Genomic DNA, 13,270 nt, shown 5'->3' with positions numbered 1-13,270 from the left:
TCTACACCCTTTCCAGCATCAACCCCGAAATCCGCTTCACCTTGCGCTCCACCGCCTCTTCCAGCACGCCCTTGCGCGGTTCGATCAGGCTGAACCAGTCCTTGGCCCGGGTGATGCCGGTGTAGATCAGTTCCTTGGTGAGGACCGGATTGAGCGCGTCCGGCAGCACCAACGCGGTGTGGGCGAACTCCGAGCCCTGGGACTTGTGTACGGTCATGGCATACACAGTCTCGACTTCGCTCAAGCGGCTGGGCAGGACGAACCGCACGCCGCCGCGTCCATCGTTGCGCGGGAAGGCCACCCGCAGCGGCGCCACCTCGGACTGGCCATCCGGTATGCGCAGGGCAATGCCGATATCGCCGTTCATCAGGTTCAGCCCGTAGTCGTTGCGGGTCACCAGCACGGGTCGGCCTTCGTACCAGGGCAGATCACCTTCGATCAGCCCGGCCTGGGTGAGCACGCGGGTCACTCGCTGGTTCAGCCCCTCGACACCCCAGGGCCCCTTGCGCACGGCACAGAGCAGCTGGAAGCACTCGAACGTCTTGAGCACCGTCAGCGCCCAGTCACTCCAGCATGGATCATCCACCGAACGATCGGCGCAAGGGCGACCCTGGCGAATCGCATGAAGGTAATCGCGGTATCCCAACGGGCCCTTCGGTCCGCGCTCCAGGCCATCCAGCACCAGGCGGTCGAGCGATCGATCCTGCTCGCCGCGCAGGGCCAGGCCGAAGACGTCGGTGTAGTCACCCTTCTGCAATAGCGCACGCGCCTCGCCAGCTAGCTGGCGATTGACCAGCCGCGCCAGTTGGCCGATGCCGCTGCCCTCGCCGAAACGCCGCGAGCGCCGCAACATCACCACCTGCTGGGCCAGCGGGTAACGCTCGGCATCACCGCTGTCCAGGCCACTGGCCGCCAGCGATTCACCACTGACCTGTTCCAGCCACGCCTGGGTTTCCGGGCTGTAGCGACCCTCCTCGGCATCCCGGCACAAATCGCCGAGCACCGCGCCGGCCTCAACCGAGGCCAACTGGTCCTTGTCGCCGAGCAGGATCAGTCGGGCATCGTCCGGCATGGCTGCCAGCAGGTTGGCCATCATCTCCAGGTCGATCATCGAGGCTTCGTCCACCACCAGTACATCCAGTGGCAGCGGATTGCCGGCGTGATGACGGAAGTGCCGGGAGTTGGGACGACTGCCGAGCAGGCGGTGCACGGTGGAGACGTCGCAGGGAATCTGCTCGCGGATTTCGGCACTGACCTTGAGGCGCTCGACCTGCTGGCCGATGGACTCGGTCAGGCGCGCTGCAGCCTTGCCGGTAGGCGCCGCCAGACGAATACGTAATGGTCGCCCCGCCTCCACCGCCGGCGCCTGAAGCAGGGCCAGCAGGCGCACCACCGTGGTGGTTTTACCGGTACCCGGGCCACCGGTGATGATGCTGAAGCCGCTGCGGGTTGCGAGCGCGCAGGCGAGTTTCTGCCAGTCGACATGGCCAGGCTCGGCGCCTTCCTTGAACAGGTTGTCGAGGCGCGCACGCAGGTCGGCAGGCGTTGGCTCGTCCTGCGACAGACGCTGGCGCAGGGCGCTGTCGATCTGTCGCTCATAGGTCCAGTAGCGGCGCAGGTACAGCCGGCCCTCGCTGAGGACCAACGGGCGGGAAGCATGCTCGGGGGCATCACCCGCCGCCACCAGGGCACTGGCCTGCAGACGCTGCAACCAGGTGTCGCCGGTCAGACGCTCCAGCAGTTGCGATGGCAACAACGAAGGACCGGCCAGCGCATCCCCTTCAGGCGGCAGGGACAAGGCGAAGTCCGGTTCGGCGAGGGTCTTCTGCAGGTCGAGACAGACATGACCGTGCCCCAGTTGATGACTCGCCAGCGCCGCCGCCAGCAGCACCAGCGGATCGCCCTGGGGCTCGCGATCCCGCAGGAAGGCGACGAAGGCACGGTCCAGCGCACGCAGCCAGGCACGCTCGACCCAGCGGTCGAGCAGGGCCAGCAGGTCACTGCTGTCGGTGAGCGGCGTGAGGGCCGCGAGGTGTTCGGCATCCAGCGGAGTGGGCAGCAGGTCGTCGAAGGTACGGATCATGGGACGTCTCCAAACAGGTCCTGTTGCTGCACAGGCTGGGCACCACGGAACAGCGCATCGAGTTGTTCGATCAGGGTGCGCGGCGGCTTGACGAAATACACGCCCTGGCTCGGCGAATGGGCACCGCGCAGGAAGATATACACAGCGCCACCGACGTGCAGGTCGTAGTCGTAGTCGGGCAGGCGCGCGCGCAACTGACGATGAAGGGCCAGCAGGTAGAGGACGTATTGCAGGTCATAGCGGTGTTCAAGGATCGCCGCTTCCATGGCCAGCTCGCTATAGGCCAGGTCATCGGGGCCGAGCCAGTTGGACTTGTAGTCGGCCACGTAGTAGCGACCGTCATGCTCGAAGACCAGGTCGATGAAGCCCTTGAACATGCCGTTGAGCAAGGCCGCCTGCGCCGCCGGCCGCGAAGCGCCCTGGTGGGTGTGCTGGGCGACCAGGCGGTCCAGGTGCTGGACGTCGACGCGGTGGCTGGCGAACCAGAATTCCATTTCGATCTGGTACTGGTTCAAGCCGCCAAGGGCGACCGGCCTGATGTCTGCATCCAGGTGCAAGGGTACCGACAACAGATGCATCAACCAGGCGTCGAGGGTAGTGATCCACCCCTTCCAGTCGCGCCGGATGCAACGCTGGGCAACGACGTCGTGCAGTGCCTGAGAAGCCGCCACCGCACGCTCGAAGCCCTCCTGCCCCGCCCATTCCAGCAAGCCATGGAGGAAAGTCCCGGGATTGGGACCTCGGGGGAATCGGTGGATATCACCCGCCGTCGCCATCACCTCGCGCAGGGCATTCGGATCGGGGCGCTCGTCATCCATCAGTTGCTGGGCCTGGGCCACATCGGCGTCCAGCTCGAGGGCTTCCTCACCGATGCGCAGCGCACTGTAGGAGGCGATCCACCAGTTTTCCGCGGCACGGCGTTTCGGTTCGCGTACGGCCAGCAACTCGGCCGTCTGCCGGGGCGGAATGTAGACCTGGTCATCGGCCTCTGGCGGCGGCAGGCTGCTGATGGCATCGCAGTGTTCCTTCAGCCCATCGAGCCAGCCGGCCAGTGCGGCAGAGTCGCCCAATGGCTGGCCACCGCCAAGCAGATAGCCGAGGGCACTGCGGTGCAGCAACGATTCCTTGCCGGTGCCGCGCTTGAGATCGGCGACACCCAGCCAGCACCCGTGCTTGGCCCGGGTCAGGGCCACGTAGAACAGACGCAGGTCCTCGGCCAGACGCTCGTCATCGGCCAGGGCGATCTGCTCGTCGGTGGGGCTCAGGGTCAGGTGCGAGGCGCCGCTTTCATCGTGCCACCCCAGTGGCAGGCGCTTGCCGTCCACCGGTTTCGCCGTGCTGATGAATGGCAGGAACACCAGTTCGTATTCCAGGCCTTTGGACTTGTGGATGGTCACCACCTTGACCAGTTGCTCGTCGCTTTCCAGGCGCAGGATCTGCTCCTCACCTGCTTGCCCGGACGCCGCCAGGTGCTCGCCGAGATGGCGGATCAGCGCCTGCTCGCCATCCAGCTCGGTGGCCGCCTGTTGCAGCAGTTCCGCCAGGTGCAGCAGGTTGGTCAGCACCCGCTCGCCATCGCTGCGGCCGATCAACAGCACAGGCAGCTCGAAGTCGTGAAGCAGGTGGCGCAGCATCGGCAGCACGCCCTGGATGCGCCAGATCACCCGGTACTGGCGGAACTGCATGACGCGGTTTTCCCAGAGCATCTCGTCTTCGTTGAGACGGGCCAGGGCACTCAGCGGCTGGCCAAGCGTGGTACTGGCCAGTGCAGCCTTTAGCAGGCGCTCGTTGTCCGGCTCGGCACAGGCCTTGAGCCAGGCCAGCAGGTCATGAGCCTCCTGGGCGGCGAACACCGAATCCTTGTCGGAGAGGTAAACGCTGCGCACGCCCCGGGCCGCGAGCTCGGCGCGCACCAGCTGCGCTTCACGACCGTCGCGTACAAGGATGGCAATGTCCGAGGGCATGCAGCCGCGCAGGCTGCCATCGTTCTGAACGAAGCCGGCACTGCCCTGCTGACCACCGTTGAGCAGATGGACGATCTGCGTCGCGCAACTGATCGCCATCTGCTGGCGGTACAGGGTGTTGGAGATCGGCGCATCGCTGGCCTGCAGCCACAGGTTCAACGCAGCAACCGGCAGGCCATCGACCTGCAGGCGTTCCTTGTGGCCCCGTGCGTTCACGGCAATGAACGGCACCGGGTTCTCGCCTTGCTGGTCTCGGAACAGGAAGGCTGCCCGCCCCTCCTCTCGCTGCTCGGCCTGGAGGAAGACATGGTTGACCGCCGTCACCATCGGCTGGGTCGAGCGGAAGTTGGTGTCCAGGCTATGCAGGCGCCCGGCCGTGGCGCGACGGGCGCCGAGGTAGGTGAAGATGTCGGCGCCGCGGAAAGCGTAGATCGCCTGCTTGGGGTCGCCGATCAGGAACAGGCCGGTGTCCCGTGCATTGTCCTCGATGCGGTAGATACACTCGAAGATGCGGTACTGCACCGGGTCGGTGTCCTGGAATTCGTCGATCAGGGCCACCGGGAACTGCTCGCGGATCAGGCCGGCCAGGCGCTCGCCGGCGGGACCGGCCAGGGCATGGTCGAGGCGCTGGAGCATGTCGTCGAAGCCCATTTCCGCACGGCGGCGCTTCTCTTGCTCGAAGCGTTGCGACACCCAGGCGGCAGCATGTTCGAGCAACTGCGCATCCGGGGTCGGCAAGGCCTGCAACTGTTCGCGCAGGCTGACCATCGCTTCCAGTGCGGGGTGGCTCGGGGGCTCGGTTTTCCAGGCCGCGGCGACACCGTCCGGGGTAAGCCGGGTGAAGCCGGTGCCGATATCCAGCGCCTGGGCCTGCTCGTCCTGCGCCCAGGCCAGGAGCTTGTCGCACCAGGGCTTGAAGTAGCGTTCCTGGATCATGCTGCCGTTGACGGCCTTGGCCTTGACCGCCTCGCGGAAGATCTCCAGGAGTTCCTGCGACCACTGTGCCCAGGGGGCTTTCAAGGTCTGCAGTTGCTCACCACGGCGGCGCAGGACGTCATTGATGACGGCTTGCGGCTCTTCGCCTTGCCCATCCCCGGAATGCCGGCCAAACAGGGCGCGGACCCGTGGCAGCAGATCGTCCGGGCTGTGCCAGTGCTCACGCACCCAGTTCAGGGCCTCGCCCTGCATGCCGTAGCAGAAGCGCCGCCAGTAATCGCGCATGACCTGGCCAAGCAACTCGCTGTGGTCGGTTTCCAGGGTCTGGGTGAACAGGCTGCCGCTGTCGAAGGCGTGCTCGCGGAGCATGCGCTGGCACCAGCTGTGGATGGTCGAGACCGCAGCCTCGTCCATCCACTGTGCCGCGACTTCCAGGCGATTGGCGCAGGCTGGCCAGAGGTCGGCGGGATAGTCGTCGCGCAGTTGCGTCAGTAGCGGATCGGCCTCGGCCAGGTCACCACGGAAGAAGCGCGCCGCTTCGGCGAGACGGGTGCGAATGCGTTCGCGCAGTTCCTTGGTGGCGGCATCGGTGAAGGTCACCACGAGGATCTGCGGTGGCAGCAGCTCGCGACCAAAGCCCTGCTCGCCACCATGGCCAAGCACCAGGCGCAGGTACAGGGCGGAAATGGTGAAGGTCTTGCCGGTACCGGCACTGGCTTCGATCAGTTGGCTGCCATGCAGCGGGAACGTCAGCGCCAGGGGCGCCTGCTTGACTGCTTCGTTCATGGGCGCGCCTCCTCTGCGGCCAGGGTCTGCCATTTGGCTTCGTACATGGGTTTGTACAGCGCCTCGCACCAGCCTTCGAACTCCTCGCTGGCGGTCAGCGCGGCGAAGTCGCCGAACTGGCGGGCCAGGGCCACGCTTTCGCCGCGCTCGCCACCACGTTGGCCATCGCCGTCGTAGGCCTTGGCGGCATCTATCAGGGCCTTGTCCGGATCCTTGCCGGCCAGCCAGGCGAAGGCTGTCTTGATCGCGACCGGCAGCGGCGCATTCATGCCGGCCTGGCGGGAGATCAGCAGGTTGCCCAACTGTTCGCTGGCGTCAGCCTGGTCGAGTGGGGCCAGCATCAGGGTGATATCGGTGGCGACTACCGCACTGTGCAACCTGTGGCCGACGGCGCAGGCAGCCAGGTGCATGACCCAGGTGGTGGTCAGTCGATGCCACTTCAGCGTGCGACCGCTGCTGATGCCGTTGGGCAGGATGGTGATGCTCAGCAGCGCCTGGTCCGCGCGCTGCTGGACACGGCCGAGCCAGCCTTCAAGCTTGAGCACGCCCACCTCGAAACGGATCGGCAGGGCGCTGTCGATACGGGTCGGCCATTCCTGCAGCAGACGGCGATGGCGTTGCAACAGGTCGGGCAAGGGGTCGATCAGCTCTTCACGCAGGCAGTCGCCGAAACCGGCCAGGGGCAGCAGGCCGCTGCCTTGCAGGCGACGCGCTTCGCTGCCCAGGGCGGCCTCGCTCTGCATCGGGTCGAGCAGGGCCGCGCCGAGCAGGCTTTCGCTCAGGCTGTAGCGTTGCAGGGCGTCGAGAACGAAGGGCTCGTCATCGGCCAGCGGCGCCTGCGCCGATTCGAAGAAGACTTTCAGGCGCTGGCTGAAAAAGTGCCGGACGGGATGACGGAGGAAGTCCTGGAGCAGCGCCAGGGTCAGCGGTTCGTCGCTCTGGTAGCGTTCCAGGCGCTCTTCCTCGGGCAGCGCCTGCTCGCCAGGCTGGTGCAGGCTGCGCCACTCCCGGGCATAGCTGAACAGATCGCCGCCACGGTGGAAGTAACGGGCGCTGAAGGGTTGCAGCGGGTGTTCGGTGGTGAGCTTGTGCAGCAATTGCTCGCCGGCATCCTGGTTGCCATCGCTGGCCGCCCCCTTGAGTCGCCAGCCGGCTGCGATATGGTCGCGCAACTGGCCGATCAGCACCGAGGCCGGACGATCGCTGTTGTCGCGGATGCTGCGCCCGACCCAACTGACGTAGAGCTGGGCGCGGGCGGACAGCAAGGCTTCCAGCAGCAGGTAACGGTCGTCCTCGCGGCGCGAACGGTCACCGGGACGGTAATCGCTGCCCATCAGGTCGAAGTCCAGCGGTGGCTGTGCGCGAGGGTAGTCGCCGTCGTTCATGCCGAGCAGGCAGACCACCTTGAACGGGATCGCACGCATGGGCATCAGGGTACAGAAGTTGACCGAGCCTGCGAGGAAACGCTGGGATAGCTTGCCCTGGTCCAGGCCGGCGAGCCAGGCTTCACGGACCACGGTGAGCGGCAGCAGATCCTGCAGGCCGACGGCTTCGCAGGTTTGCAACCAGTCATCGCCAAGGGTCTGCAGTTGTACCAGCAGGTAGTCGTCATGCTCGCTTTCGGCGAGGAAGAAGACCTGCAGCAAGGCGTTGAGGCGTTCACCCCAACGGGTTGCGCAGGCCGGTTGGGACAGCTCGGCGTGAGCCACTTCGAGGGCGTCGAGCAAGGCCACGAGCGGACCGATCAGCGCGGCATCGAGGCCGCCGATCTCGTCGTAGGGCACGATGCCGTCACAGCTTTCACCCGCGCCGACCGCGTAGCCCAGGAGCATGCGACGCAGGCCGAAACGCCAGCTGTTCTGCTCCAGTTCATCCGGCAGACCGAGGCTTGCCCGCTGCTCGGCATTGAGGCCCCAGCGCACGCCGGCGCCTTCGATCCAGCGATGCAGGGTCGGCAGGTCGCTTTCCTTGATGGCAAAGCGTGCACGCAAGGCCGGGACGTCGAGCAGGTCGAGGATTTCACTGACCGGGAAGCGGCTGTCGGGCAGCTTGAGCAGGTGCTCGAGGGCGATCAGCAGCGGGTCGCGGCCGCGCTGGCCCTGGTCGGTCAGGGTGAAGGGGATGAAACGGCTGTCGCTGCGATCGAGCTGGCCGAACACCGCGCGAATATGTGGGGCGTAGGTGTTGACGTCCGGAACCATGACGATCACGTCCCGGGGGCGCAGTTTCGGGTCGGCGCTGAAGCGGACGAGCAACTGGTCGTGGAGGATCTCCACTTCGCGCTGGGCGCTGTGGGCGATGTGGAAACGTACCGACGGATCCTTTCTCGGATCGACCTCGGGCCACAGCTCGCGGGTTTCGTTCAGCGGGCGCAGTTCAAGGATGTCGTCCTGGAGCTGGCCGAGCAGGTGCACGGGTTCTTCTTCGCTGAACAGGTCAATGCGGCCATCGCTGAACGCCGTACGGTAGCTGGCAGGATCATCATAGCTGTCGAGCAGGTTGATGTAGTCGCGGCCCTGCTTGCCCCAGGCGGCGAGCAGCGGGTGGGCATGCTGGTGCAGGCTTTCGGCATCGATGGGGCCGGCCATGCCCTGCTTGCGTTGCTGGCGTTTGTATTGGTGACGCAGCAGGTCCTTGTCGGCAACGATATCCGCCCAGTGGTGACGGCAGGGGTTGTGCACGCAAAGCAGCACCTGGCTGAAACGGGCGAGCCCGGCCAGGGCTTCCAGGGCCTGTGCCGGCAGCGAGGAAATGCCGAAGACGATTACACGGGACGGCAAGCCGGACGGCGCCTGTTCCAGGGTGTTGATACGCTCGATGAAGCGCTGGTGCACGCCGGCACGGCTCTGGGCCATGCCCTCCTCGCCAACGTCCAGCAGCAAGGCACGCCACAACTCGGCCTGCCAGCAATTGGCAGGGGACAATGGCTTGGCTTCGCCACGGGCATTGATCACCACATGCCGGCCGGCGGCCCACTCTCCCAGCCAGTCGGCGCGATAGACCTGATACTGGTCGAACAGGTCAGCCAGGCGCTCGGCCAGTTGGTAGCGCTTGCGCAGATCGCTGTCATCCAGGAGGAAACGTTGCAGCGGCTCGAAATGCGGCCTGTGGATAAGTTCGGGGAGCAGGCGCATCAGGCGCCAGGTCAGCGGGGCCTTGTCGAGGAGCGAAGTTTCCGGGATTTCTTCGCGGCCCAGCACCTTGCGGTACAACTGCCACATGAAGCTGCCGGGCAGTTGGACCTCGATCGCGGCGGCAATGCCGACGCCGCCCATATCCTCGTCTTCAGGGTCCTCTGCCAAGGCCAGCTTCAGCCATTGGGCGATGCCGTTGCTCTGCACCAGGACGATCTCGTTCTCCAGCGGGGCCAGGGGATAGCGGCGCATCCAGCTCACCACCAGGCTGCGCAGTTCATCCAGACGGTTGCCGTGAACGACCATGAATCCCGGAAGAAGCGTGCTGGTGTGCGACATGAGGCGTCCCTGGGCAGTCGAGAAAGAGAGGGGAACATAGCATGGAGGCAGTTCCCCGGGTCAGGCAGGATCTGGTCGATTTATTTCGACACTGATTTCGAAACCGGAAAAGACAAAACCCCTACCTGCATTCGCAGATAGGGGTTTCGGAATTGAATCTTGACGATGACCTACTCTCACATGGAGAAGCTCCACACTACCATCGGCGATGCATCGTTTCACTGCTGAGTTCGGGATGGGATCAGGTGGTTCCAATGCTCTATGGTCGTCAAGAAATTCTGTGTGCCAAATCGTCTTTCGACGCTTCAGCAAATCGGGTATGTGACATTTGTGGTTTGCACGAACTTTCGGTTCATTGCGTCTTCACCACCACAATTCGGCTTACGCGCAAATTGCTTGGGTGTTATATGGTCAAGCCTCACGGGCAATTAGTATTGGTTAGCTCAACGCCTCACAGCGCTTACACACCCAACCTATCAACGTCGTAGTCTTCGACGGCCCTTCAGGGAACTCAAGGTTCCAGTGAGATCTCATCTTGAGGCAAGTTTCCCGCTTAGATGCTTTCAGCGGTTATCTCTTCCGAACATAGCTACCCGGCAATGCCACTGGCGTGACAACCGGAACACCAGAGGTTCGTCCACTCCGGTCCTCTCGTACTAGGAGCAGCCCCTCTCAAATCTCAAACGTCCACGGCAGATAGGGACCGAACTGTCTCACGACGTTCTAAACCCAGCTCGCGTACCACTTTAAATGGCGAACAGCCATACCCTTGGGACCGGCTTCAGCCCCAGGATGTGATGAGCCGACATCGAGGTGCCAAACACCGCCGTCGATATGAACTCTTGGGCGGTATCAGCCTGTTATCCCCGGAGTACCTTTTATCCGTTGAGCGATGGCCCTTCCATACAGAACCACCGGATCACTAAGACCTACTTTCGTACCTGCTCGACGTGTCTGTCTCGCAGTCAAGCGCGCTTTTGCCTTTATACTCTACGACCGATTTCCGACCGGTCTGAGCGCACCTTCGTACTCCTCCGTTACTCTTTAGGAGGAGACCGCCCCAGTCAAACTACCCACCATACACTGTCCTCGATCCGGATAACGGACCTGAGTTAGAACCTCAAAGTTGCCAGGGTGGTATTTCAAGGATGGCTCCACGCGAACTGGCGTCCACGCTTCAAAGCCTCCCACCTATCCTACACAAGCAAATTCAAAGTCCAGTGCAAAGCTATAGTAAAGGTTCACGGGGTCTTTCCGTCTAGCCGCGGATACACTGCATCTTCACAGCGATTTCAATTTCACTGAGTCTCGGGTGGAGACAGCGCCGCCATCGTTACGCCATTCGTGCAGGTCGGAACTTACCCGACAAGGAATTTCGCTACCTTAGGACCGTTATAGTTACGGCCGCCGTTTACCGGGGCTTCGATCAAGAGCTTCGCGTTAGCTAACCCCATCAATTAACCTTCCGGCACCGGGCAGGCGTCACACCCTATACGTCCACTTTCGTGTTTGCAGAGTGCTGTGTTTTTAATAAACAGTCGCAGCGGCCTGGTATCTTCGACCGGCATGGGCTTACGGAGCAAGTCCTTCACCCTCGCCGGCGCACCTTCTCCCGAAGTTACGGTGCCATTTTGCCTAGTTCCTTCACCCGAGTTCTCTCAAGCGCCTTGGTATTCTCTACCCAACCACCTGTGTCGGTTTGGGGTACGGTTCCCGGTTATCTGAAGCTTAGAAGCTTTTCTTGGAAGCATGGCATCAACCACTTCGTCGCCTAAAGGCAACTCGTCATCAGCTCTCGGCCTTGAAATCCCGGATTTACCTAAGATCCCAGCCTACCACCTTAAACTTGGACAACCAACGCCAAGCTGGCCTAGCCTTCTCCGTCCCTCCATCGCAATAACCGGAAGTACAGGAATATTAACCTGTTTTCCATCGACTACGCTTTTCAGCCTCGCCTTAGGGACCGACTAACCCTGCGTCGATTAACGTTGCGCAGGAAACCTTGGTCTTTCGGCGTGGGAGTTTTTCACTCCCATTGTCGTTACTCATGTCAGCATTCGCACTTCTGATACCTCCAGCAAGCTTCTCAACTCACCTTCACAGGCTTACAGAACGCTCCTCTACCGCATCACCTAAGTGATACCCGTAGCTTCGGTGCATGGTTTGAGCCCCGTTACATCTTCCGCGCAGGCCGACTCGACTAGTGAGCTATTACGCTTTCTTTAAAGGGTGGCTGCTTCTAAGCCAACCTCCTAGCTGTCTAAGCCTTCCCACATCGTTTCCCACTTAACCATGACTTTGGGACCTTAGCTGACGGTCTGGGTTGTTTCCCTTTTCACGACGGACGTTAGCACCCGCCGTGTGTCTCCCATGCTCGGCACTTCCAGGTATTCGGAGTTTGCATCGGTTTGGTAAGTCGGGATGACCCCCTAGCCGAAACAGTGCTCTACCCCCTGGAGTGATACATGAGGCGCTACCTAAATAGCTTTCGAGGAGAACCAGCTATCTCCGAGCTTGATTAGCCTTTCACTCCGATCCACAGGTCATCCGCTAACTTTTCAACGGTAGTCGGTTCGGTCCTCCAGTCAGTGTTACCTAACCTTCAACCTGCCCATGGATAGATCGCCCGGTTTCGGGTCTATACCCAGCGACTAAACGCCCTATTAAGACTCGCTTTCGCTACGCCTCCCCTATTCGGTTAAGCTCGCCACTGAATATAAGTCGCTGACCCATTATACAAAAGGTACGCAGTCACCTAACAAAGTAGGCTCCCACTGCTTGTACGCATACGGTTTCAGGTTCTATTTCACTCCCCTCTCCGGGGTTCTTTTCGCCTTTCCCTCACGGTACTGGTTCACTATCGGTCAGTCAGTAGTATTTAGCCTTGGAGGATGGTCCCCCCATATTCAGACAAAGTTTCTCGTGCTCCGTCCTACTCGATTTCATTGACAAGAGATTTTCGTGTACGGGGCTATCACCCACTATGGCGGCACTTTCCAGAGCCTTCCACTAATCTCAAATCAACTTAAGGGCTAGTCCCCGTTCGCTCGCCACTACTAAGGGAATCTCGGTTGATTTCTTTTCCTCAGGGTACTTAGATGTTTCAGTTCCCCTGGTTCGCCTCTTGCACCTATGTATTCAGTGCAAGATACTCAGCTTGTGCTGAGTGGGTTCCCCCATTCAGAGATCTCTGGATCACAGTCTGTTTGCCGACTCCCCAAAGCTTATCGCAGGCTACCACGTCTTTCATCGCCTCTGACTGCCAAGGCATCCACCGTATGCGCTTCTTCACTTGACCATATAACCCCAAGCAATCTGGTTATACTGTGAAGACGACATTCGCCGAAAATTCATGACAAAAACTCACAAATTTTACCTTAGCCTGAATCAACACCAGTGAAAGTGTCGTTCAGTCTATTTCTATCACATACCCAAATTTTTAAAGAACGGACCAGTCAACAAAGACTAGAAATCAACATTCGATGCGAATGCTCATTTCTAAGCTTTAATCAGGCGTTTCAAGCAGATTATGGTGGAGCCAAGCGGGATCGAACCGCTGACCTCCTGCGTGCAAGGCAGGCGCTCTCCCAGCTGAGCTATGGCCCCAGACTGAGGCTAACGTGTAACTTAATTGGTGGGTCTGGGCAGATTCGAACTGCCGACCTCACCCTTATCAGGGGTGCGCTCTAACCAACTGAGCTACAGACCCAATAAGCTGCTTTTCCGTCTTCTTCAATGAATCAAGCAATTCGTGTGGGAGCTCATGATACGGCTGATGTCGTCGATTAAGGAGGTGATCCAGCCGCAGGTTCCCCTACGGCTACCTTGTTACGACTTCACCCCAGTCATGAATCACACCGTGGTAACCGTCCTCCCGAAGGTTAGACTAGCTACTTCTGGTGCAACCCACTCCCATGGTGTGACGGGCGGTGTGTACAAGGCCCGGGAACGTATTCACCGCGACATTCTGATTCGCGATTACTAGCGATTCCGACTTCACGCAGTCGAGTTGCAGACTGCGATCCGGA

General features: G+C 61.5%; 3 protein-coding genes, 2 tRNA genes and 3 rRNA genes (1 of these 8 cut by a window edge). All 8 read right to left on the bottom strand.

Going from position 1 to position 13,270, the window contains the following annotated elements; translation table 11 throughout:
- Position 1 precedes the first annotated feature (1 nt).
- Complete coding sequence (gene recD, locus AC2CQI_RS23780; protein WP_484578065.1) at positions 2-2,083, bottom strand: exodeoxyribonuclease V subunit alpha; 2,082 nt, start codon at positions 2,081-2,083, stop codon at positions 2-4.
- Positions 2,080-5,769 carry an exodeoxyribonuclease V subunit beta gene (recB, locus tag AC2CQI_RS23775; RefSeq protein ID WP_484578064.1) on the bottom strand — a complete coding sequence of 1,230 codons (3,690 nt, stop codon included), beginning with the start codon at positions 5,767-5,769 and terminating at the stop codon, positions 2,080-2,082. Before recB ends, recD begins: the two co-directional genes overlap by 4 nt.
- Positions 5,766-9,242 (bottom strand): exodeoxyribonuclease V subunit gamma, encoded by a 3,477-nt coding sequence (gene recC / locus AC2CQI_RS23770; protein WP_484578063.1) that lies wholly within the window; start codon positions 9,240-9,242, stop codon positions 5,766-5,768. The genes recB and recC overlap by 4 nt, the downstream gene beginning before the upstream one ends.
- Positions 9,243-9,399: 157 nt before the next feature.
- Positions 9,400-9,515: ribosomal RNA gene (gene rrf / locus AC2CQI_RS23765) — 5S ribosomal RNA — on the bottom strand.
- Between the two features lie 134 nt (positions 9,516-9,649).
- Positions 9,650-12,540 (bottom strand): 23S ribosomal RNA (locus tag AC2CQI_RS23760).
- 232 nt (positions 12,541-12,772) lie between these two features.
- Positions 12,773-12,848 (bottom strand) — tRNA-Ala (locus tag AC2CQI_RS23755).
- 26 nt (positions 12,849-12,874) lie between these two features.
- Positions 12,875-12,951, bottom strand: a tRNA-Ile gene (locus tag AC2CQI_RS23750).
- A gap of 77 nt (positions 12,952-13,028) precedes the next feature.
- Positions 13,029-13,270 (bottom strand): 16S ribosomal RNA (locus AC2CQI_RS23745); it runs 1,295 nt beyond the window's last position.
- The 16S, 23S and 5S rRNA genes sit together here with 2 tRNA genes alongside, the layout of an rRNA operon.

This window comes from Pseudomonas sp. P2S-1 (genome assembly GCF_057197725.1).
This window is presented reverse-complemented; position numbering and strand designations above follow the sequence as displayed.

Excerpts from the sequence above, each read along its gene's own strand:
- recB (WP_484578064.1), bottom strand. The coding sequence starts at position 5,769 with ATGAACGAAGCAGTCAAGCAGGCGCCCCTGGCGCTGACGTTCCCGCTG.
- recD (WP_484578065.1), bottom strand. The coding sequence starts at position 2,083 with ATGATCCGTACCTTCGACGACCTGCTGCCCACTCCGCTGGATGCCGAA.
- recC (WP_484578063.1), bottom strand. The coding sequence starts at position 9,242 with ATGTCGCACACCAGCACGCTTCTTCCGGGATTCATGGTCGTTCACGGC.